Below are 21536 nucleotides of genomic sequence, written 5' to 3'. Positions count from 1 at the left end.
ACCCCGCCGAGCCTGCCATGCCCTACCAATGGGGGAGTTGGAAGTACCTGTGAGCACCCGTACCGAGCCCGAGCGCCCGATCTCGCTCGCCGCGCCCAGCGGCGTCGACCGCGCGGCGCACCACCGCCTGGACGAGGCGTGGCTCGCCGCCGCCTGGAGCCACCCGAACACCCGCGTCTTCGTGGTATCCGGCGGCCAGGTCCTGATCGACGACACCCCCGACGGCGGCACCGCGATCGTGATGACCCCGGCCTTCGAGGCCCCGGTCACCGAGACCCACCGCTACTTCCTGGGCACCGACGAGGACGGCGTACGGTACTTCGCGCTGCAGAAGGACTCGCTGCCGGGCCGCATCGACCAGTCGGCCCGACCGGCCGGACTGCGCGAGGCCGGGCTGCTGCTGTCCCCGCGCGACGCCGGCCTGATGGTGCACGCGGTGGCGCTGGAGAACTGGCAGCGGATGCACCGGTTCTGTTCCCGCTGCGGCGAGCGCACGGTGGTCGCGGCCGCCGGACACATCCGCCGCTGCCCGGGCTGCGGCGCCGAGCACTACCCGCGCACCGACCCGGCCGTGATCATGCTGGTCACGGACGCGCACGACCGCGCGCTGCTCGGCCGCCAGGTGCACTGGCCCGAGGGCCGCTTCTCGACGCTGGCCGGCTTCGTGGAGCCGGGCGAGTCGATCGAGCAGTCCGTCGTCCGCGAGGTGTGGGAGGAGGCGGGCGTCAAGGTCGGCGACGTCGCCTACGTGGCCAGCCAGCCGTGGCCCTTCCCGTACAGCCTGATGCTGGGCTTCACGGCCCGCGCCACCACGTCCGAGATCACGGTGGACGGCGAGGAGATCCAGGAGGCCCGCTGGTTCTCGCGCGCGGACCTGCGCGAGGCGATCGAGAAGGGCGAGGTCCTGCCCCCGTCCGGCGTCTCCATCGCGGCGCGCCTCGTCGAGCTCTGGTACGGCGAGCCGCTGCCGCGGCCGATCGCGTAGCCGCGGCGCACGTTGCGGCTCCGTAACGTTCTTCACAGCAGGATCGTCACGGCAGAAGGCCCCCGCCTCGGCGGGGGCCTCTCTGGTGGGTGCGGGGGGCGCTCAGACGGCCAGGGCCTGCTTGACCTGGGCCAGGCTCGGGTTCGTCATGACGGACTCCTTGCCGGCGGAGGACTTCACGAGCACGGTGGGAACCGTCTGGTTACCGCCGTTGGCCTTCTCCACGAACGCGGCGGACTCCGGGTCGAGCTCGATGTTGATCTCGTTGTACGCGATGCCCTCACGGTCCATCTGGCTCTTCAGCCGGCGGCAGTAGCCGCACCAGGTCGTGCTGTACATCGTGACGGTGCCCGTCTCCTGCATGCTGCGCTCTCCTTCGTGCGGCCCCGGCGGTCCGAAGCTCCGAGTCTCCGAGTAACTCGAACGTACGCGACCGCCGGGCCATTCCCGTAAGTACGACGGATGCGGGCGGCCTGTGGACAGCCTTCCCGTCCGCCCCACCGGACCTGGCAGCATGGCGGGGTGACATCAGCAACGCACTCCCCGTCCTTCCCCGCCGCCGCCGACCCGGCCGACGCGGTCCTCCTGGGCCTCGACCCGGAGCAGCGCGAGGTCGCGACGACCCTGCGCGGGCCGGTGTGCGTGCTGGCCGGCGCAGGCACCGGCAAGACCCGCGCGATCACCCACCGCATCGCCTACGGCGTCCACTCCGGCCAGCTCATGCCGGCCAGCGTGCTGGCCGTCACCTTCACCAACCGCGCCGCCGGCGAGATGCGCGGCCGGCTCCGCGGCCTCGGTGCGGGCGGGGTCCAGGCCCGTACCTTCCACTCCGCCGCCCTGCGCCAGCTCCACTACTTCTGGCCCAAGGCGATCGGCGGAGACATGCCCCGGCTGCTGGAACGCAAGGTCCAGTTCGTCGCCGAGGCCGGAGCGCGCTGCCGGGTCCGGCTCGACCGGAACGAGCTGCGCGACGTCACCGGTGAGATCGAGTGGGCCAAGGTCACCCAGACCGTCCCCGCCGACTATCCGGCCGCCGTCCTGAAGTCCGGCCGCGAAGCCCCCCGGGACACGGCCGAGACAGCCCAGATCTACGCGATGTACGAACAGCTCAAGCGCGACCGCGGCATGATCGACTTCGAGGACGTGCTGCTGCTCACGGTCGCCATCCTCCAGGACCGCCACGACATCGCCGAACAGATCCGCGCGCAGTACCAGCACTTCGTCGTGGACGAGTACCAGGACGTCAGCCCGCTCCAGCAGCGGCTGCTCGAGCTGTGGCTCGGCGAGCGCGACAGCCTGTGCGTGGTCGGCGACGCCAGCCAGACGATCTACTCCTTCACCGGCGCCACCCCCGACCACCTGCTGAACTTCCGCACCCGCTACCCGCAGGCCACCGTGGTCAAGCTGGTCCGCGACTACCGCTCCACCCCCCAGGTCGTGCACCTCGCCAACGGGCTGCTGAACCAGGCCAAGGGCCGCGCCGCCGAGCACCGCCTCGAGCTCGTCTCCCAGCGGGAGGCCGGCCCCGACCCGGTCTACGCCGAGTACCCCGACGAGCCCGCCGAGGCCGAGGGCGTCGCCCGCCGCGTCCGGGACCTGGTGGCGGCGGGAGTACCGGCCGGCGAGATCGCCGTGCTCTACCGCATCAACGCCCAGTCCGAGGTCTACGAGCAGGCCCTCGCCGACGCCGGGGTCCCCTACCAGCTGCGCGGAGCCGAGCGCTTCTTCGAGCGCAACGAGGTCCAGAAGGCGATCCTCGCCCTGCGCGGAGCCGCCCGCTCCGGTGGGAACGACCCGCTGCTCGACGACGTCGTCGAGCTCGGCTCCCAGGTCAGGGCCGTGCTCAGCTCCACCGGCTGGACCGCTGAGCCGCCCGCCGGCTCCGGTGCCGTGCGCGACCAGTGGGAATCGCTGGCCGCGCTGGTGCGCCTCGCGGAGGACTTCGCCCGCGCCCGGGCCGGCGCCACCCTGGCCGACCTGACGGTCGAGCTGGACGAGCGCAAGGCCGCCCAGCACGCCCCGACCGTCCAGGGTGTGACCCTCGCTTCGCTGCACGCGGCGAAGGGCCTCGAATGGGACGCCGTGTTCCTCGTCGGCCTCACCGACGGCATGCTGCCGATCACGTACGCGAAGACCGACGAGCAGGTCGAGGAGGAGCGCCGGCTGCTCTACGTCGGCGTCACCCGGGCCCGGCACCACCTGAACCTCTCGTGGGCCCTCTCCCGCGCTCCGGGCGGACGGGCCTCCAGGCGTCCCAGCCGCTTCCTGAACGGCCTGCGGCCCGGCTCCGCGGCCCCGGGAGCCGGGACGGCCGCCGCGGCCGAGCGGAGCCCCCGCAAGCGCGGCCGCCGCGGCCCGGTGCTGTGCCGGGTCTGCGGCAGGACGCTGACCGAGGCCGGCGAGCTGAAACTGACGCGCTGCGATGGCTGTCCCTCCGACATGGACGAAGGGCTCTACGAGCGGCTGCGGGACTGGCGCGCGGGCCAGTCGAAGGAGCAGGGCCTGCCCGCGTACTGCGTCTTCACGGACAGGACGCTGATGGCGATCGCGGAGGCCGCGCCGTCCGAGGGCGGAGAGCTCTCGATGATCTCCGGTGTCGGCGCCCGCAAGCTCGACCGGTACGGAGCCGATGTCCTGGCCATCTGCGCAGGTCAAGAGCCCGGCGCCGAGAAAGCTGACGACGCGTAGAAACTCGTCGGAAAAATAGTTTGCACATGCCCAGCGAAGCCCCATAGGTTCTTAGCAACGGAAACGGTGGCTTCTCCGAAGCCCCTGATCCGTGCTGTACTTATCCGAATACGTATGGGACGGGCCCCCGGGCCGGTCCCCGAGACGCCGAGAGGAGGCGAGACCAGTGGCCAGCTTCATGACCTTCACCAAAATGACCGATCGCTCGGTCGACGCTTCCTGCCTGCTCGGTTCCGTCTCGCTCCTGGGTACCGGTCTGTCCGCGGTTTCCGCCGGCAGCCCCGCCGCCCTGCTGGCGACCCTTCCGGTCAGTGAGCGCAATGAGCGACCGATCAAGGCACTGGCGGCAGTAAGGGAAGCCCAGGCACATGGCGCCTATGGGTTTGCCGCCGCGGCCGGTGCCGGATCCAAGACGAAGCAGACGACGAAGCAGCAGCACCACCTGATGTGGGCCTTCCGTGGGCTCGAACCCTGGAGTGATCCAGCCTGACGTGTGTCAGGCCGGCGCCTTCAGGGCCGCGGAACCCCACCCGGGATCCGCGGCCCTTCTGTTTGTCCCCGAACGGGGACGACGGAGCGAAGGGGCCTCGGGACTGGCAGAACCAGTCGGTGTGAGGGCAACCCAGCCGAACCCGGCCGACCGGCCGGAACTAGCCACCAAGACGAGGAAAAAACCACCGTGCAACTCGAAGCGCACGCCCCGTCCGTACCGCAGACCCAAACGATCTCCCCGCCCGCAGTCCCGAAGGACCACGCCTTGACTCCGCTCACCGCGCTGACCGCGCTCGACGACGCCATCGAGAACCTCGGCGTACCCGTTCCGTGCCGCACCTTCGACCCCGAGGTCTTCTTCGCCGAGTCCCCGGCCGACGTCGAGTACGCGAAGTCCCTCTGCCGTACCTGCCCGCTGGTCGAGGCCTGCCTCGCCGGGGCGTCCGAGCGCCGCGAGCCCTGGGGTGTCTGGGGAGGCGAGCTCTTCGTCCAGGGCGTCGTCGTCGCCCGCAAGCGTCCCCGTGGCCGTCCCCGCAAGAACCCGGTTGTCGCGGCATGACCGCCCACGGAACCATCGACCGCCCCCTCACGCACGACCCCCTGAAGCAGGCCCTCATGACCCCCCACACCACGAGCGAGCAGCCGCACGGCGCCGCCCACGCAGACTTCATCACCGCAGGCGCGATGACCTCGCGTCAGAACAGGACCCGCGAAATGCAACTCATCCCAGAAGCCCTGGCCCGTGCCCATATGGACGACCGCATGCGTGAGGCCGACGCCGAGCGTCACGCCCTGCGCCTGGTCGCCGCCCGCCGCATGCAGCGCCGCGCCGAGCGCGTCTCGCTGCGCGCCCGGCGCGCGCTGGCCATGGCCGTCATGAACTGACGGCCGGTACGGAGCTGAACCACGTCCCGGGGGACCGGTCCGAACGGGCCGGTCCCCCCGGTGCGTTGCGTACCGCCCACCGCCCCGTACGGGGATATCGTCCGGAGGTGGACCAGCCGACCCCCCGCCCCGCCCCGTCGGGACCCGAGGCCCAGCCCGTCGTCTGCGCGAGCTGCGGTGCCCGGTCCCCGGACGGCGCCCCGCCGACCTGGACCTGCTCCGTGGAGAACGGCGCCAGGCTCTACTTCTGCGACGACTGCGCCCGGGCCAACCTCAGAGCGATCGAGGGCACGCTCGACTCCCCCTGGTGGTGACCGGCCCGCCGCCGCGCGGCCCCCGTCACCGCGTCACCCGGCGGCGGAGGGGAACCCCGGCAGCCAGGAGTCCAGTTCGTCCCGAAGCCGCACGGTCGCGCCCAGCTGGCACAGCACCCCGATGGTGCTCAGCGTCACCCGGTGGATCAGCAGGTAGGACGGCGGCAGGTTGATCTGCCGGCCCAACTGGTGCGCGGGGGAACGCGGGTCGGCTATCCGAGCCGCCTGGCCGCGCAGCCACGGCCGGGTGAAGGTGAACTCCTCGGCCTCGGCGGGCTCGATGATCGGCTTGAGGTACGCCAGCAGCGCTTCGGGGTCCAGTTCGATGGACTCCTTCACGAACCCCTCCGCCCGCAGGTGGCCGTAGACCCCCTCGGCGTCGCCGTCCAGGGTCATCCGCAGCGACCTGCCGATGGGCTTGGGCCACCCGCCGGGCAGCCGGTCCACCGTGCCGAAGTCCAGCACGCCCAGCCGTGTCCGCCCGTCCGGGTCCGTGATCAGCCTGAAGTTGCCCGGGTGCGGGTCCGCGTGGAGCAGCCCGGTGCGCGCGGGACCGGAGAAGAGGAACCGGGCCAGCAGCTGACCGGCGCGGTCACGCTCCTCCCGGCTGCCGTCGGCTATCACCTCCGACAGCGGGGTACCCTCCATCCACTCGGTCACCAGCACCTGGTCACCCTGGTGCACGACGTCCGGCACGACCACGTCCGGATCGTCCTCGAAGGCGTCCGCGTGGGTGCGCTGGGCCTCGGCCTCGAGCTCGTAGTCCAGCTCCTCGGAGACCCGGTCGCGCAGTTCCTTGATCAGCGGCTTGATGTCCATGCCCGGTATCAGCGGACCCAGCAGCCCCGCGAAACGGCCCAGCTGCTTCAGGTCCGAGAGCAGCGCCTCGCCCGCCCCCGGGTACTGCACCTTGACCGCCACCTGCCGGCCGTCGTGCCACACCGCCCGGTGGACCTGCCCGATCGAGGCCGCCGCTGCCGGCTTGTCCTCGAACTCCTCGAACAGCTCCCGCCAGTCCTCGCCCAGCCGCTGCGCCAGCACCTGGTGCACCGTCGCCGCGGGCAGCGGCGGGGCCGCCTCCTGGAGCTTGGTCAGCGCCGCCCGGTAGGGCCCGGCGACCTCCTCGGGAAGGGCCGACTCGAAGACCGACAGGGCCTGGCCGAACTTCATCGCCCCGCCCTTCAGCTCCCCGAGCGTCTTGAAGAGCTGCTCGGCGGTCCGCTGCTGGAGCTCGCGCGCCACGATCTCCGCGGACTTGCCGCCGATCCGCTTGCCCAGCCCCCACGTGGCCCGTCCCGCGAAGCCGAGCGGCAGCGCGGCCAGCTTGACGGTACGGGTGACCGCCTTCCGGGGAAGATCAGACATGCGCCCCTCCAGTTCCCAGACAGCTGCGCCGCAAGCGGCGGTTCGCGAAGACCTCTCGGACCCAAGGCATCCTGTCATGGCCCTTCCGACCGGCCTGCCCCCGATCCTCCTCCCGTCCGCTCGAGCACGGCCGGACGGCTGGCGGCCGCGCCGCACGGGCAGTCGGAACGAGGGCCGACCCCGGAACGCTCCCAGTGGAGGCCCGGGAGGGCCGCCTCCCAGCGGGCGCCCGTGGAGGCGGGCAGCTCCCCGTCGAGGAAGGACAGGGCGTGGGCCGCGGCCAGGCCGGCGGTCGCCGTCGACAGCCCCAGGTCGCAGGCGGCCGTCGCGCGCCGCCGGTGGGCGGAACGCCACTGGACCAGCATCCTCGGCCAGGCCCCGTCCCGCTCCACCCGCTCGCGCTCCATGCAGCCCGCGCACGCCGTGGCCCCCGGCAGCACCAGCGGGCCCACCAGCCCGGTGCCCTCCAGCACCCCCGCGTACAAGTGCGGGACGCCCGCGGCGACCCAGCCGGCCGCGGTCTCCGGATCGGGGGCCCACGCCTGCAGCCCGTCCCGCGGGGCGACGACCACCAGGGACAGGCCCGGCTCCGGACCCTCCCGCTCCCCGGCCCGCGGCGCCCGCCCCGGGGCGGCCTCGCGCACCAGCCGGCCCGCGGCCTCGGCTCGCGGCCGGCCCACGCTTCCCGCCCCGAGCCCGCCCGGCGCCACGTCCGCCGGTTCCACCCGGCCCCCGTCGAGCACTTCGACGCGGCCCACGCCCGCGCCCGCCAGGACCGCGGCGATCACGGCACCCACCCGGCCGCTCCCGCGCACCTGGACCCGTACCTCCCGGCGCGCGGCCACGCCCCGCAGGTCCCCGCCCGGTTGGCGCCGCACCAGCGACAACGAGCCCAGATCGGGTCCCAGCCGCTCCAGCGCCTCCGGTCGGCCGCGCACGGCCTGGGCCCGCGGGCCGCCCGCCGTGGCGTCGTCGAGCAGCCCGGCCCCCGCCAGCCGCCGGACCAGCTCGTCGGCGCAGCCGTCCGGCAGCCCCATCCCCGCCGCCTCGGCCCGCAGCAGGTCCATCCCCCGGGTCCCGTCGATCCGGTCGATGAGCGAACCGGTCGCCGTGTCCACGGGGCCGAAGACCACCGCGTGCGCGGGAGTCACCCCGAACTGCACCGTCCGCAGATCCCGCCACGCCCGCGCCAGCGCCGGCTTCACCTTCGGATACATCTCCGCCCCTCGATTCGCCATCGCACTCACTTCCCGTACGACACCCACCGTGCCCGCCCGCCGCAATCCGTGCGGAAGTTTGTCCACAGGCTGGGGGTATCAGGCATATGAGAGGGAAATAGGAGTGTTCCGGCCGCCGCCCGCGAATCGATCCTGTTCGAACGCCGGACGTGCGGGACTTCCACGACGGCCAACGGGTACCGTCGTGCCGTGTCCGCCGATCCACCGCAGCGCGCCGTCGAAGTCCGCCGGAGCGCGCGCCGCCGCAGGACCGTATCCGCCTACCGCGAGGGTGACCGTACGGTCGTCCTCATCCCTGCCCGGATGTCCGAGGCCGAGGAGCGGCGCTGGGTGGGCGTCATGCTCGACAAGCTGGCCGCCCAGGAGGGCCGGCGCGTCCTCGGGGACGCCGAGCTGACCGCACGTGCCGAGCGCTTGTCCGAGCAGTACTTCGGCGGCCGCGCCCGCCCCAGCACCGTCCGCTGGGTCACCAACCAGAACACCCGCTGGGGCTCCTGCACCCCGTCCGAGGGCAGCATCCGGCTCTCGCACCGCCTCCAGGGGATGCCGGAGTACGTCGTCGACTACGTCCTCCTGCACGAGCTGGCGCACCTCCTCGTGCCCGGCCACGGCCCCCGCTTCTGGGAGCTGCTGGAGGCGTACCCCCGCACCGAGCGGGCCCGGGGCTACCTGGAGGGAGTGGTCGCCGCCGAGCGCCTCCCGACGGTCCCCGCCGACGCCGAGGACTGACCTGGACCCGTCCGGGACGTCACGCACGGTGATATGTACCGGGTCGGTACCGACTTGGCCGGATGTCCGTCGTTGCCGTTAGCCTGAGCGGCACGCATTCACAGTCGGGATGGGGGACGGTCGTACGTATGGCCAGGGAATTCCAACGCGGCCACAAGGCCAAGATCAGTGATTTGACGGCGGGCACCGACCTGTACGTGGGCGTCCAGATCTCCGGACCCGGACTCGCCTTCGACATCAGCTGCTTCGGCCTCGACGCGAACGAACAGCTTTCGGACGACCGCTACTTCGTCTTCTTCAACCAGCCGAAGTCGCCGGAGGAGTCCATCCAGCAGCTGGGCGCCCAGGCCGGTGACAGCGAATCCTTCCGGGTGACGCTGGACCGCGTTCCGGCCTCGATCCACAAGCTGTCCTTCACCGCCACCATCGACGGCGCCGGACAGATGTCGCAGATCGGCCCCGGCTACATCCGCGTCGTGGCCGGCGGCGAAGAGGTCGTCCGGTACGCGTTCACGGGCGCCGAGTTCACCACCGAGCGCGCCGTGATGCTCGGCGACTTCTACCTCAAGGACGTGTGGCGCTTCGCCGCCGTCGGCCAAGGCTTCGACGGCGGGCTCGACGCGCTCTTGCGGAACTTCGGCGGCGAGGTCGCCGAGGAGGCGCAGCCCGAGCAGCAGGTCCCCGCCCAGGGCGGCGCCGCCCCCGGCTTCGCCCCGCCGCAGCAGGCCGCCGCCCCGGCGCCCTCCTTCGGCGCCCCGGCCCCGCAGGCCCCGCCCGCACCGGCCCCCGCGCCGTCCTTCGGCGCGCCCGCGCCCGCCGCGGCCCCCGCCCACCAGCCGCAGCCCTACCAGCAGCCCGCCGCCCCGGCCCCGGTGCACGCCGCGCCCACCATGGCCGCGCCGCTCGCCCCGCCGGCCCCCGCGCCGTACGGGCAGCCGCAGCCGCAGCCCTCGTACGGCCAGGTCCCCGGCCAGGTCCCCCCGCCGGCCCCGGCCCCCGCCCCCTACGGGCAGCAGCCGGGCTACGGCCAGCAGCCCGGGCAGGGCCAGCCCCCCGGCTACGGCCAGCAGCCCGGCCTCGCGCCACAGGCCGCGGCCGGAGCGGGAGCCGGACTCACGGCCGCGCTCCAGCCGTACAAGGAGGCCCCCACCGGCGCCCGCTGGACCCCGCAGAACCAGCAGCTCATGCGGGTCGACCTGGCGATGGGCGGCCAGGCCGTCCTCGCCCGCCAGGGCAGCATGGTGCTGTACCAGGGCAAGGTGGACTTCAGCTACAAGGGCGCGGGCTTCGCCGGCCGCATGGTCGGCAACGCCACCGGCCAGGAGATGCAGCTCATGCGCTGCACCGGACGCGGCCAGGTCTTCCTCGCCGAGAACGGCGCCCACCTGCACGCCATCGAGCTCCAGGGCGACGCGATCTGCGTCTCCGCCGAGGCGGTCCTCGCCTTCGACGAGTCGCTCCAGCACGAGGTCCGCAGGATCGAGGGCCACGGCATCCCCGGCGGCGCCCTGTTCACCATGCAGTTCCAGGGCACCGGCACGGTGATCGTCAAGACGCACGGCGTCCCGGTGGTCCTGCCCGTCACCCCGACCACGTTCGCGGACAGCAACGCCATCGTCGCCTGGTCCGCGGCCTCGCAGGTCATCCTTTCCAGCCAGGTCCGGCTCCGGCGCAACGCCTACCCCGGTCACAGCGGGGAGACCGTGAACCTCCAGTTCCGCGGCGCTCCCGGCAACTTCATCGTCGTCCAGCCGTACGAGGTCTGAGGGAGCCCGACATGAACGCAATGAACCAGCAGCTCGCGGGCTACGCCCCGACCCCCGTCACGGCCCGCATGGAGAACCACGGCCGGGCCATGCTCAAGGTCGCCATGCAGAGCGGCCAGGACCTCTTCGCGCGCACCGGCTCGATGGTGGCGTACGAGGGCTTCGTCCAGTACGAGCCCAACCCGCCGGCCGTGCGCCAGATGGCCTCGCAGTGGCTCACCGGCGAGAGCGCCCCGCTGATGAAGTGCACCGGCGACGGCCTGCTCTACCTCGCCGACTACGGCGCGGACGTCGTCGTCATCAACCTCGACAACGACGCGCTGTCCGTCAACGGCAGCAACCTGCTCGCCTTCGACGCCCACCTCCAGTGGGGCGTCGAACGGGTCAAGGGCATGGCGAAGTTCGCCGGCCAGGGCCTGTTCAACGTGCAGGTCTCCGGCACCGGCTGGGTCGCCATCACCTCCCGCGGCACACCGATCGTGGTCGACTGCGGCCGCGGCGACGACGAGACGTACGTGGACCCCGACGCGCTCGTCGCCTGGTCCCCGAACCTCAAGGTCAAGGGGAAGCGCAGCTTCAAGGCCTCGTCGATGATCGGCCGGGGCAGCGGGGAGGCCTACCAGATGGCCTTCTCCGGTCAGGGCATCGTCGTCGTACAGCCCAGCGAGGACAGCACCGACCGGCTCCGGGCCCGGGGCTGAGGGGGAGCGGACACATCATGCAGAGCGCACTTTTCGCCCACGCCGAGGCGCAGTCCCAGGAGCGGTACGCGGTCCAGAACCCGCAGCTGCTGCGGGTCTCGCTGACCGGCACCGACGACGTCCTGGCCCGCAAGGGTGCGATGGTCGCCTACCAGGGCATCATCGACTTCGACGGCGAGTACCAGAGCACCACCCAGCGGGGCGCGCGGGCCCGCACCGGCGAGGGCCTCGACCTCATGCGCTGCTCCGGGCAGGGCACCGTCTACCTCGCCAACCTGGCCCAGTACGTCCACGTCGTGGACGTGGACCAGGAGGGCCTCACCGTCGACAGCAGCTACGTGCTCGCCCTGGACTCCACCCTGCACACCGAGGCCATCGCGGTGGACAGCCAGTACGGGATCTCCGGGTCCGGCAAGTACCAGCTCAACATCACCGGCCGCGGCAAGGTCGCCCTGATGACCTCCGGCCAGCCGCTGATGATGCAGGTCACGCCGGACAAGTACGTCAACGCCGACGCGGACGCCATCGTCGCCTGGTCCACCTCGCTGCGGGTCCAGATGCAGGCCCAGACCCACTCCACCGGAGTCTGGCGGCGCCGCGGCAACACCGGCGAGGGCTGGGAGCTCAGCTTCCTCGGCACCGGCTTCGCGCTGGTACAGCCCAGCGAGGTGCTGCCGCCGCAGAACGCCCAGCTCGGACAGGGCGCCGCCGCGCAGTTCGGCATGGGTCAGCAGGGCGCGCACGCGCAGAACCAGAACAACGCCTGGAACTAGAACCAGGCCCCGGCGGTCCCGGCTACGACGGCGAAGGGGCGGTCCCGCGCGGGACCGCCCCTTCGCCGCACCCCGGGCGGGGTGCTCAGCGGCCCGGGCCGCCGAGTCGTGCCAGGGTCGCCTCCAGCAGCAGCACGACCGAGGTGTCGGCCACCGCCGCCACCTCCGCGTACGGGAACCAGCGCAGGTCCAGCGACTCCTCGCTGATCTCCGCCACCGCACCGGCCGGGGCCAGCGCCGCGTACTGCACGTCCAGGTGCCAGTGGCACGGGGCCGGGATCGGGTGCCGGTCCAGGCGCACCGGGCCGCCGGGCAGCAGCGTCAGCCCGGAGGCGATGCCCGACTCCTCCACGGCCTCGCGCAGCGCCGCGTCCGCCAGGGTGGCGTCACCGGGCTCGCAGTGGCCGCCCATCTGGAGCCACATGCCCAGCTTCTTGTGCAGGGTCAGCAGGACGCGTCCGCGCTCCGGGTCGACCACCAGCGCGCTGCCCGTGAGGTGACCGGCCGTGCAGGGCTTGTAGACCCCGTCCGGGTGGGCGGCCAGGTGCTCCAGGTACACATCGCGCAGGTCGGGCTGGTCCTCGTACCGCTTCAGTACGAGGACCGCGTCGTCGTGGAGGCTCACTTCTTCTCTTCGCCCCCGGTCTCGTCCCCGCCGTCGGCCCGGCCGGTCTCGTCCCCGCCGTCGGCCTCGCCGGCCCGGTCGGCCCCGGCCGCGCCCTTGCCGCGCTTCTCGGCCGCCTCGCCGAGCATCTTGTCGATCTCGGAGAAGTCCAGCTGCTCGCGGTGCACGAAGCCGTCCGGGTCGTCCAGGTCGGAAGCCGTCGGCAGCATGTCGGGGTGCTCCCACAGGCCGTCCCGACCGTCCACGCCCCGCGCGTCGGTCAGCGAGGCCCACAGCCGCGAGGCGTCGCGCAGCCGGCGCGGACGCAGCTCCAGACCGATCAGCGTCGCGAAGGTCTGCTCCGCCGGGCCGCCCGAGGCGCGCCGCCGGCGCATGGTCTCGCGCATGGCGTCCGCCGAGGCCAGACGGGGCTTGGCGGCCTCGTGGACCACCGCGTCGACCCAGCCCTCGACCAGCGCGAGCGCCGTCTCCAGGCGGGCCAGGGAGGCCTTCTGCTCGGGCGTGTCCTGGGGCTGGAACATGCCGCCCTGGAGCGCTTCCTGCAGCTGCTCCGGGTTCGACGGGTCGAGCTGGCCGACCACGTCCTCCAGCTTCGAGGTGTCGACCTTGATGCCGCGGGCGTAGGCCTCGACGGCGCCGAAGAGGTGCGAGCGCAGCCACGGCACGTGGGCGAAGAGCCGGGCGTGGGCCGCCTCGCGCAGCGCCAGGTACAGCCGCACCTCCTCGGATGCGACGCCCAGGTCCTTGCCGAAGCCCTCGATGTTCAGCGGCAGCAGCGCCACCCGGCCGACCGGCCCCAGGGGCAGCCCGATGTCGGTGGAGCCGACGACCTCGCCCGCGAGCGTGCCCACGGCCTGCCCGATCTGCTGGCCGAACATCGCGCCGCCCATGGAGCGCATCATGCCGAGCAGCGGGCCCGCCATGGCCTGCATCTCCTCGGGCAGGACGCCGCCCATGGCCGCGCCGACGCGCTCGGCGACCGGGTCCACGAGCTCCTTCCACACCGGGAGGGTCGCCTCGACCCACTCGGCGCGGCTCCACGCGACGGCGGTGTTCGCACCCGAGGGCAGCGAGGTCACGCCGTCCAGCCACAGGTCCGCCAGGCGCAGGGCCTCCTCGACCGCCGACTTCTCGGCGACGCCGACGCTCGTGTCCTTCACGCCGTCCGCGGTGCCCTGGGCGACGGTCTGGCGGGCGATGTCCTTGGCCATGTCCCAGTTCACGGGACCGCCCTCGTAGCTGAGCATCTGGCCGAGCTGCTGGAAGGCCGCCCCCAGGTCGTTCGGGTCCATCGAGCCGAACATCGCGGCGAACGGGTTGTCCGCCCCGCCCGGCCCGCCCACGCCGCCCGGCAGGCCCATGCCCGGGAACCCGAACGGATTCGGCGGGCCGCCCTGGCCGCCCTGATTGCCCTTCTTCTTGCCCTCGTCGCCGTCTTCCGGCTCCTCCGGCGGAAGGCCGAATCCGAATGGGGTGTCGCTCACGGGGTTTCCTCGGCTCGTAGGGCCGCCGGCGGGAGCCGACGGGCAATGGTCCGACAACACCACCCAGCGTAGACACCACACCCGCTTACGGGCTCGGTGCTCCGCCGACTCCTGGGCTGCGGCAGGATGGACATCACCTGGTGGGTATGCGTCACGGCGCGTCCCCACTGAAGACAACCGCTGGAGACGCCCGGTGAGTTCCCCAGATCCACAGGTTCGCGCGAGCGACGACGCCGACATCCGCCCCGAGCCCGGCGACAGCGCCCATGGCGTTCGCCAGCCGCGAAACCCCGCCGTGCGGGGCCCCGTGATCGCCGTGACCGGCGCCGCGTCGGGGGTCGGCGCGGCGCTGGTGGCCCGCCTGGCCGCTTCCGAGGAGGTCAAGCAGGTCGTCGCGATCGACGAACGGCGGGGGGACTGCGCGGACGCGCAGTGGCACGTCCTGGACGTACGGGACCCCGCGATCGCCGAGAAACTGCGCGGCGCGGACGTCGTGGTCCACCTCGCCCTGGACCTCGACCTGGAATCCGACCCGGCGGCCCGCACCGCGTACAACGTACGCGGCACCCAGACCGTGCTGACGGCCGCCGCGGCGGCCGGCGTGCACCGGGTCGTGCTCTGCACCTCCGCCATGGTCTACGGGGCCCTGCCGGACAACGACATCCCACTGTCGGAGGACTCCGAGCTGCGGGCCACCGCCGAGGCCACCGGCGTCGGCGACCTGCTGGAGATCGAGCGGCTCGGCCGCCGGGCACCCCGCGCGCACCCCGGCCTGAACGTCACCGTGGTCCGCCCCGCGGTCCTGGTCGGCGGTACGGACACCGCGCTGACCCGCTACTTCGAGTCCCCGCGCCTGCTCGTGGTGACCGGCTCCCGCCCCACCTGGCAGTTCTGCCACGTGGAGGACCTGGTCAGCGCGCTGGAGTACGCCGCCCTGGAGAAGGTCGAGGGCGAGCTCGCGGTGGGCTGCGAGGGCTGGCTGGAGCAGGAGGAGGTCGAGGAGCTGAGCGGCATCCGCCGCATGGAGCTCCCCTCGGCGGTAGCGCTGGGCGCGGCGGCCCGGCTGCACCGGATCGGCCTGACGCCGTCCCCGGCGGGCGACCTGGCGTACACCATGCACCCGTGGGTGGTCAGCGTCAGCGGGCTGCACGCGGCCGGCTGGCGGCCGCGCTGGACCAACGAGGAGGTGCTCGCCGAGCTCCTCCAGGAGGTCGCGGGCCGGCACACCGTCGCCGGCCGCCGCCTGGGCCGCAAGGACGCGGCGACGGCGGCCGGCGCGGCCGGAGCCACGGTGGCCCTGCTGGGCGCCGCGGCGGCGGTCCGCCGCGCCCGCAAGCGCCGCGGCATCTGACGCCCCGCCCGGGCCCGGCGCCCCGTGTCCGCCTCCCGGCCGGGGGGTGGACACCGGGCGCCACCAGCGGTTTCCTGTAGGAGACTCCCAAAGCGGGGGCCGGGCCCCGGGCGAATCGGCTATTCCGCCACGTCAGCGGCTAGGGCACGATGGACGCTATGGCACCGCACTTCGACCACCCCGGCGAGCAGGCCGCTCCGGACCCCATCCGCCTGCTCGCGATCCGTGAGACCCCGCTTTCGATCGACGAGGCATTCCAGGCCGTCGGCGACGACGCGACGGGCGGCACGACGCTGTTCGTCGGCACGGTGCGCGACCACGACAGCGGCGCGGACGTCGACTCGCTCGGCTACTCCTGCCACCCGACCGCCGAGGCCGAGATGCGCCGTGTGGCCGAACGCGTCGTGGCCAAGTACCCGGTCCGCGCCCTGGCCGCCGTCCACCGTGTGGGCGACCTCGCCGTCGGCGACCTGGCCGTCGTCGTCGCCGTGTCCTGCCCGCACCGCGGCGAGGCCTTCGAGGCCTGCCGCATGCTGATCGACGACCTCAAGCACGAGGTGCCGATCTGGAAGCACCAGACCTTCGCGGACGGCACGGAGGAGTGGGTCGGCGCCTGCTGACGCACGGCCGAGCCCGGCCCGGCGGGCGCCCGCCGGGCCGGGCCGGACCCCGGGCGGGGGACCGGCCGCGGGAGGGGGTAACGTCGCACCCGTTCGGCCGCGCAACACGCCCTCGATTTGCGTAACCCCTTTCCGGGCACGAGCGTTGAAGCCACCAACGACACGCACATCCGGGGTAGGGAGGCACGCCCATGGCGTCACTGGCGTGGTTGCTGATTCCGCTGTCCGCCGCGATCGGAGCGGCGATATGGGGCAGCTGGGCGGCACGCGACCGTACCCAAGGCGACATATCGGAACTGGCCGGCTACGCGCGGTTCCGTGAGGCCATGGGCAGGTCCGATTACGCAGGCAGTGCCGATCACGCGGGCAGGACCGAACAGGCCGGCGACGCGGATCAGGCGGATCAGGCAAGGGCGAAGGCGCGGGCCCACTCCGGTTCAGACGCCGTCTGACGCGTCCCGTGAGGATCCCCTGAGACTTCCCCGCCGGGCCCCCGTACGGCCCGGCCCCACGGGCCGCCCCACAGGCCCGTCCCGTACTGTCGGATCCATGCCACGCCGCACCGCGACGATGCTCGCCTCCACCCTCGTGCTGTTCGCGCTGCTCTGCGCAGGCGTCTTCATCAAGGTCCCCTACTCCGAGATGAGCCCGGGGCCGACGGTGAACACGCTGGGGGACTCGCACGGCGAGCCCGTCCTCAACATCTCGGGGCGCAAGACGTACCCGACCAGCGGTCACCTCAACATGACGACGGTCCGCGTCACGAGCGCGGACTTCAACATGAACCTGCTGGAAGCGGTGTACGGCTGGCTGGCCGACGACAACATCGTCGTGCCGCACGAGAACCTCTACCCCGACGGCAAGACGAACGAGCAGTCCACCCAGGAGAACGCCGAGGAGTTCACGCAGTCGCAGCAGAGCGCCAAGGTGGCCGCCCTGAAGCAGCTCGGCATCCCGGTCACCGCCCGTGTGATCGTCTCCTCCGTCGTCAAGGGCAGTCCCTCCGAGGGCCGGCTGCACGCCGGAGACGTCGTCAAGGCCGTCGACGGCACCCCCGTGACGGCCCCCGGGGACGTGGCCAAGCTCGTCACCAAGCACAAGCCCGGAGAGGCCGTCGAGTTCACCGTCGTGCCCGCCGCCGAGGCGGCCGAGGCGGCGAAGGCGAACCGCGAGCCCACCGGATCCGCCAAGGTCACCGTCACCGCGGGCAAGGCGGAGGACGACGGCCACGCGATCGTCGGCATCCGGGCCGGCACCGATCACACGCTGCCGTTCTCCATCGACATCAAGCTCGCCGACGTCGGCGGTCCGAGCGCCGGCCTGATGTTCGCCCTCGGCATCGTCGACAAGCTGACGCCCGAGGACCTGACCGGCGGGAAGTTCATCGCCGGCACCGGCACCATCGACGACGCGGGCAAGGTCGGCCCGATCGGCGGCATCCAGATGAAGACCATCGGCGCCCGCCAGGCCGGCGCCCGGTTCTTCCTGACGCCCGCCGACAACTGCGCCGCCGCGGCCCTCGAGGTCCCCGACGGGCTGACGCTGGTCAAGGTCTCCACCATCGGCGACGCCACCGCTGCCCTGGAGAAGATCGGCAAGGGGGACACGGCCGGGCTGACGCGCTGCGACGCCACGCCCTGACCGGGTCCCCGCCCGCCCGCTACGGGAGGGCCGCCCGCTACGAGAAGGTCGCGGCCAGCGCCTCGGCCAGCCCGGGCACCAGGCCCCCGCCGGTGAGCACCTCGGTCGAGGAGTCCTTCTCCCGCAGCCGTACGGCCGACTCGCGGGTGCCGTCGCGCAGCACGGCCACCGTGAGGCGGACCTCCTGGCGCTCCGGGTGACCGGCGACCCACCGGGAGAGCTGCTTGTCGTTCAGCCCCTCCGGTACGGACGCCTCCGCCGACGGCGGCAGCATCAGCCGCTCCACCGTCAGGGCGCAGCCGACGACCGCGTCCGGCCAGGCGATGGTGCCGAGGAACTTGTCGAGCGGGGTCCCGGCCGGAACCTCGTCCTGCTCGATCGGGGTGAGGGAGGACTTGCCGGCGTCGTCCTGGTCGAGACCGAGCTGGCCCGCCAGGCGCGGCTCCTGCTTCTTGAGCCGGGCGGTGTCGACGAGCGCGAACAGCCGGGCGGGCCTGTCCCAGCCGAGACCGGCCGCGTACTCGTCGATCTCGAGACAGGCACGGGTCAGCGGGCCGGCCGCCATGGGAGTGCCGGGGGAAGGAGAAAGGTTGGACATGGGCAACATCCTGCCTCCTTTCCACCGGATACCGGGAACTGACTAAAGCCTCAGTAAGTTCAATGAGTGGGCTCTACGATCGGGGCCCGTTCATTACCAGACAGCGACTTTCGAGGTGCGCACCTTGGCTTTCCAGATGCCGGACCGCGGCGGAGGCCCTTCGGGGCCACGGATGAGAGTCGGCCGCCCGTCCCGGCGAGCCCGCACTCTCCTCATGACCCTGGGCGTACTGGCCGTCCTGGCCATGCTTTTCATCATGTTCGCGGGCTTCTGGACGGACTGGCTCTGGTTCCGCTCCGTGAAGTACTCCAGCGTCTTCACCACCACGCTGTGGACCAAGATCGGGCTCTTCGCCGTCTTCGGTCTGCTGATGTCGGGTGCCGTCGGATTCAACATCTGGCTGGCCCACCGGCTGCGGCCGCCGCTCAGCGCGATGTCGATGGAGCAGCAGAGCCTCGACCGCTACCGGATGAGCATCGCCCCGTTCAAGAAGTGGCTGCTGCTGGGCATCGCGGTGCTCGTCGGCCTCATCGCGGGCGCGTCGGCGGCCGGCCAGTGGAAGACCTGGCTGATGTTTGTGAACGGGGTGGCCTTCGGACAGAAGGACCCCCAGTTCAACCTGGACGTGTCGTTCTACACCTTCGACCTGCCCTGGTACCGCTTCATGCTCGGCTTCGGCTTCGCCGCAGTCGTGCTGTCGGTGATCGCCGCTGCCGTCGTGCACTACCTGTACGGCGGACTGCGCGTGACCAGCCCGGGCGCCCGGGCCACCGCCGCGGCGACCGGGCACCTGTCGGTGCTGCTCGGCCTCTTCGTGACCCTCAAGGCGGTCGCGTACTGGCTCGACCGGTACGGCCTCGCGGTGAAGTCCAGCGACTTCAAGGCCGCGGACAACTGGACCGGCCTGCGGTACGTCGACGCCAACGCCTACCTGCCGGCCAAGACGATCCTCGTCGCCATCGCCGCGATCTGCGCCGTGCTGTTCTTCGCGACGCTGTGGCGCCGCACCTGGCAGCTCCCGGTCATCGGCTTCGGCCTGATGGTGCTGTCGGCGATCCTGATCGGCGGCCTCTACCCGGCGATCGTGCAGAAGTTCCAGGTCCAGCCGAACGAGCAGGCCAAGGAATCCCCGTACGTCCAGAAGAACATCAAGGCCACGCGCGACGCCTACGGCGTCGCCGACTCCGAGGTGAAGGACTACCCCGGCGTCCCGGCCGCGGGGACGGACAAGGCCAAGCTGCGCCAGGCGGCCGACACGACCGCCAGCGTGCGCCTGCTCGACCCGAACATCGTCTCGCCGGCGTTCCAGCAGCTCCAGCAGGTCAAGGGCTACTACGCCTTCCCGTCCACGCTCGCCGTGGACCGGTACAGCGGCCAGGACACGGTGATCGGCCTGCGCGAGCTGAACATCGGGGGCATCCCGAAGAACAACTGGATCAACGACCACTTCAAGTACACGCACGGCTACGGCGTGGTCGCGGCCAAGGGCACCACCGTCGGTGAACAGGGTGCTCCGGACTTCACCCAGTCCGACCTGCCCTCCAAGGGCATGTTCGGCACGGACTTCGAGCAGCGCATCTACTACGGCGAGCAGACGAAGCAGTACTCGATCGTCGGCGGGCCGCAGAAGGAGCTCGACTACTCGGACGATCAGGGGGAGAAGGAGACCAGCTACACCGGCAAGTCCGGCGTCAGCCTGGAGAACCCGCTCAACCGGGCGGCGTACGCGCTCACCTTCAGCGAGCCGCAGATCCTCTACTCCGGGGCCATCGGCGACGGCTCGCGCATCCTGTACAACCGCACGCCCAAGGAGCGAGTCGAGGCCGTCGCTCCGTGGCTGACCATCGACGGAGCCCCGTACCCGGCGGTCGTCGGCGGCAAGGTCAAGTGGATCGTCGACGCGTACACGACGACCAACGGCTACCCCTACGCCTCGCGCACCACGCTGGGCCAGAGCACCGCGGACTCGCTGACCAACAGCCAGCGCGCGGTGGTGGCCCAGGAGAACCAGGTCAACTACATCCGCAACTCGGTGAAGGCCACGGTCGACGCGTACGACGGCACGGTCGACCTGTACCAGTGGGACACCGAGGACCCGGTCCTGAAGACCTGGATGAAGGCGTTCCCGGGCACGGTGAAGCCCAAGAGCGACATCTCCAAGCCGCTCATGGACCACCTGCGCTACCCGCAGGACCTCTTCAAGGTCCAGCGCGAGCTGCTGACCCGCTACCACGTCACCGACCCGCAGACCTTCCTCAGCGGCAGTGAGGCCTGGGCCGTCCCCGACGACCCGACCACCAAGGCCGGCACGGCGGTCCCGCCGTACTACCTGTCGATGAAGATGCCGGGCCAGACGGAGAAGGACCAGGTCTTCTCGCTCACGACGACGTTCACGCCGAACGAGCGGGACAACCTGAGCGCCTTCATGGCGGTCAACGCCGATCCGGGCACCCCGGACTACGGCAAGATCAGCCTGCTGAAGCTGCCGACCAGCAAGCCGGTCGACGGCCCCAAGCAGGTCCAGAGCAAGTTCCAGTCCGAACCGAAGATCGCCGAGTCCATCCGCCTCCTGCGGGGCGGCGACTCCGAGGTCGAGTACGGCAACCTGCTCACCGTCCCGCTCGACGGCGGCATGCTCTACGTCGAGCCGGTCTACGTGCGCAGCTCCGGGCTGAAGTACCCGCTGCTGCGCAAGGTGCTCGTGACCTACGGCGGCCAGACCGCCTTCGAGGACACGCTGGAGAAGGCGCTGAACGTGGTCTTCGGGGCCGAGGCCCCGACGGTTCCGGTTCCGCCGAACCAGCCCCCGGGCGAGGGCACCGTCACCCCGCCGGTCATCCAGGATCCGACGGTCAAGGCGGCCCTCGGTGACGCGCAGAAGGCCATCGAGGACGCCGAGAAGGCCAGGCAGGCCGGCGACTGGACGGCGTTCGGCAAGGCGCAGGACGACATCAAGGCGGCGCTGAAGCGGGCGATCGAGGCGGAGGCCAAGGTGCCTGCGCCGCAGCCGAGCGGCTGACCGTACGGTCCGGCCGCGCGGCGCCCCCGCGCGGCCGGACCGTCGGTACGGGACCGTCCCGCGCCCGTGGTACTGTTTGTCTACCGACGCGGGGTGGAGCAGCTCGGTAGCTCGCTGGGCTCATAACCCAGAGGTCGCAGGTTCAAATCCTGTCCCCGCTACTGAAGACGAAGGCCCGGATCCATGGGATCCGGGCCTTCGTCGCGTCCGGGGCCGCCCGCGGTTCGGGACGTGGTCCCGGATGTGGTCCGGTTCGTGGTCC

Annotated in this window: 21 protein-coding genes and 1 tRNA gene; 16 read left to right on the top strand and 6 right to left on the bottom strand. The window is 72.0% G+C overall.

Going from position 1 to position 21536, the window contains the following annotated elements; translation table 11 throughout:
• The first annotated feature begins 28 nt into the window (after nucleotides 1-28).
• On the top strand, nucleotides 29-985 hold the full coding sequence (gene nudC, locus OTB16_RS02600; protein ID WP_267718077.1) for an NAD(+) diphosphatase: 957 nt from the start codon (nucleotides 29-31) through the stop codon (nucleotides 983-985).
• Between the two features lie 102 nt (nucleotides 986-1087).
• Here nudC and OTB16_RS02595 read toward each other — a convergent pair whose 3' ends face one another.
• Nucleotides 1088-1348: a mycoredoxin gene (locus tag OTB16_RS02595; RefSeq protein ID WP_267718075.1), complete on the bottom strand. Its 261-nt coding sequence runs from the start codon at nucleotides 1346-1348 to the stop codon at nucleotides 1088-1090.
• Nucleotides 1349-1447: 99 nt separating this feature from the next.
• On the opposite strand from OTB16_RS02595, the gene OTB16_RS02590 reads away from it, so the two are divergent.
• The 5 genes from OTB16_RS02590 (at nucleotide 1448) to OTB16_RS02570 (ending at nucleotide 5364) form a co-directional block, all read left to right on the top strand.
• Nucleotides 1448-3673: an ATP-dependent DNA helicase UvrD2 gene (locus OTB16_RS02590; RefSeq protein WP_267718073.1), complete on the top strand. Its 2226-nt coding sequence runs from the start codon at nucleotides 1448-1450 to the stop codon at nucleotides 3671-3673.
• 178 nt (nucleotides 3674-3851) lie between these two features.
• Nucleotides 3852-4163: a hypothetical protein gene (locus tag OTB16_RS02585; RefSeq protein ID WP_267718390.1), complete on the top strand. Its 312-nt coding sequence runs from the start codon at nucleotides 3852-3854 to the stop codon at nucleotides 4161-4163.
• Between the two features lie 189 nt (nucleotides 4164-4352).
• On the top strand, nucleotides 4353-4724 hold the full coding sequence (locus OTB16_RS02580) for a WhiB family transcriptional regulator (RefSeq protein WP_267718071.1): 372 nt from the start codon (nucleotides 4353-4355) through the stop codon (nucleotides 4722-4724).
• Nucleotides 4721-5050: a hypothetical protein gene (locus OTB16_RS02575; protein ID WP_267718069.1), complete on the top strand. Its 330-nt coding sequence runs from the start codon at nucleotides 4721-4723 to the stop codon at nucleotides 5048-5050. The genes OTB16_RS02580 and OTB16_RS02575 overlap by 4 nt, the downstream gene beginning before the upstream one ends.
• A gap of 107 nt (nucleotides 5051-5157) precedes the next feature.
• A complete protein-coding gene (locus OTB16_RS02570; protein ID WP_267718067.1) occupies nucleotides 5158-5364 on the top strand; it encodes a hypothetical protein in 207 nt (68 codons plus the stop codon).
• Between the two features lie 33 nt (nucleotides 5365-5397).
• Here OTB16_RS02570 and OTB16_RS02565 read toward each other — a convergent pair whose 3' ends face one another.
• Nucleotides 5398-6729 carry an ABC1 kinase family protein gene (locus tag OTB16_RS02565; RefSeq protein ID WP_267718065.1) on the bottom strand — a complete coding sequence of 444 codons (1332 nt, stop codon included), beginning with the start codon at nucleotides 6727-6729 and terminating at the stop codon, nucleotides 5398-5400.
• 74 nt (nucleotides 6730-6803) lie between these two features.
• Nucleotides 6804-7946 (bottom strand): ThiF family adenylyltransferase, encoded by a 1143-nt coding sequence (locus OTB16_RS02560; protein WP_267718063.1) that lies wholly within the window; start codon nucleotides 7944-7946, stop codon nucleotides 6804-6806.
• A 210-nt stretch (nucleotides 7947-8156) separates the two neighbouring features.
• Here OTB16_RS02560 and OTB16_RS02555 point away from each other — a divergent pair, with 210 nt between their 5' ends.
• The 4 genes from OTB16_RS02555 (at nucleotide 8157) to OTB16_RS02540 (ending at nucleotide 11936) form a co-directional block, all read left to right on the top strand.
• Nucleotides 8157-8696 (top strand): M48 metallopeptidase family protein, encoded by a 540-nt coding sequence (locus tag OTB16_RS02555; protein ID WP_267718062.1) that lies wholly within the window; start codon nucleotides 8157-8159, stop codon nucleotides 8694-8696.
• 128 nt (nucleotides 8697-8824) lie between these two features.
• On the top strand, nucleotides 8825-10462 hold the full coding sequence (locus tag OTB16_RS02550; RefSeq protein ID WP_267718060.1) for a TerD family protein: 1638 nt from the start codon (nucleotides 8825-8827) through the stop codon (nucleotides 10460-10462).
• Between the two features lie 20 nt (nucleotides 10463-10482).
• Nucleotides 10483-11163 (top strand): AIM24 family protein, encoded by a 681-nt coding sequence (locus OTB16_RS02545; RefSeq protein ID WP_267718389.1) that lies wholly within the window; start codon nucleotides 10483-10485, stop codon nucleotides 11161-11163.
• A 17-nt stretch (nucleotides 11164-11180) separates the two neighbouring features.
• Complete coding sequence (locus OTB16_RS02540) at nucleotides 11181-11936, top strand: AIM24 family protein (RefSeq protein WP_267718058.1); 756 nt, start codon at nucleotides 11181-11183, stop codon at nucleotides 11934-11936.
• Nucleotides 11937-12021: 85 nt separating this feature from the next.
• On the opposite strand, the gene OTB16_RS02535 is transcribed toward OTB16_RS02540, so the two are convergent.
• Entirely contained in the window at nucleotides 12022-12561 is a 540-nt protein-coding gene (locus OTB16_RS02535) for an NUDIX hydrolase (RefSeq protein ID WP_267718056.1), read from the bottom strand.
• A complete protein-coding gene (locus tag OTB16_RS02530; RefSeq protein WP_267718054.1) occupies nucleotides 12558-14045 on the bottom strand; it encodes a zinc-dependent metalloprotease in 1488 nt (495 codons plus the stop codon). Before OTB16_RS02530 ends, OTB16_RS02535 begins: the two co-directional genes overlap by 4 nt.
• Before the next feature lie 193 nt (nucleotides 14046-14238).
• On the opposite strand from OTB16_RS02530, the gene OTB16_RS02525 reads away from it, so the two are divergent.
• The 4 genes from OTB16_RS02525 (at nucleotide 14239) to OTB16_RS02510 (ending at nucleotide 17657) form a co-directional block, all read left to right on the top strand.
• Nucleotides 14239-15396, top strand: a complete 1158-nt coding sequence (locus OTB16_RS02525; RefSeq protein WP_420717593.1) for an SDR family oxidoreductase — start codon at nucleotides 14239-14241, stop codon at nucleotides 15394-15396.
• 158 nt (nucleotides 15397-15554) lie between these two features.
• Entirely contained in the window at nucleotides 15555-16016 is a 462-nt protein-coding gene (locus OTB16_RS02520; RefSeq protein WP_267718052.1) for a molybdenum cofactor biosynthesis protein MoaE, read from the top strand.
• A 191-nt stretch (nucleotides 16017-16207) separates the two neighbouring features.
• Nucleotides 16208-16468 carry a hypothetical protein gene (locus tag OTB16_RS02515; protein WP_267718050.1) on the top strand — a complete coding sequence of 87 codons (261 nt, stop codon included), beginning with the start codon at nucleotides 16208-16210 and terminating at the stop codon, nucleotides 16466-16468.
• A 97-nt stretch (nucleotides 16469-16565) separates the two neighbouring features.
• Nucleotides 16566-17657: a YlbL family protein gene (locus OTB16_RS02510; RefSeq protein ID WP_267718048.1), complete on the top strand. Its 1092-nt coding sequence runs from the start codon at nucleotides 16566-16568 to the stop codon at nucleotides 17655-17657.
• Nucleotides 17658-17694: 37 nt separating this feature from the next.
• On the opposite strand, the gene OTB16_RS02505 is transcribed toward OTB16_RS02510, so the two are convergent.
• Nucleotides 17695-18264 (bottom strand): PPA1309 family protein, encoded by a 570-nt coding sequence (locus tag OTB16_RS02505; RefSeq protein WP_267718046.1) that lies wholly within the window; start codon nucleotides 18262-18264, stop codon nucleotides 17695-17697.
• 127 nt (nucleotides 18265-18391) lie between these two features.
• Between OTB16_RS02505 and OTB16_RS02500 the strand changes: the two genes are divergently transcribed.
• A complete protein-coding gene (locus OTB16_RS02500; protein ID WP_267718387.1) occupies nucleotides 18392-21274 on the top strand; it encodes a UPF0182 family membrane protein in 2883 nt (960 codons plus the stop codon).
• Nucleotides 21275-21361: 87 nt separating this feature from the next.
• Nucleotides 21362-21435 (top strand) — tRNA-Met (locus tag OTB16_RS02495).
• Nucleotides 21436-21536: the final 101 nt, after the last annotated feature.

Origin of the sequence: Streptomyces antarcticus, from assembly GCF_026627255.1 — a bacterium.
GTDB lineage: Bacteria > Actinomycetota > Actinomycetes > Streptomycetales > Streptomycetaceae > Streptomyces > Streptomyces antarcticus.
Note: the sequence above shows the minus strand (reverse complement) of the source record. Positions and strands in the feature narration are given on the sequence as shown.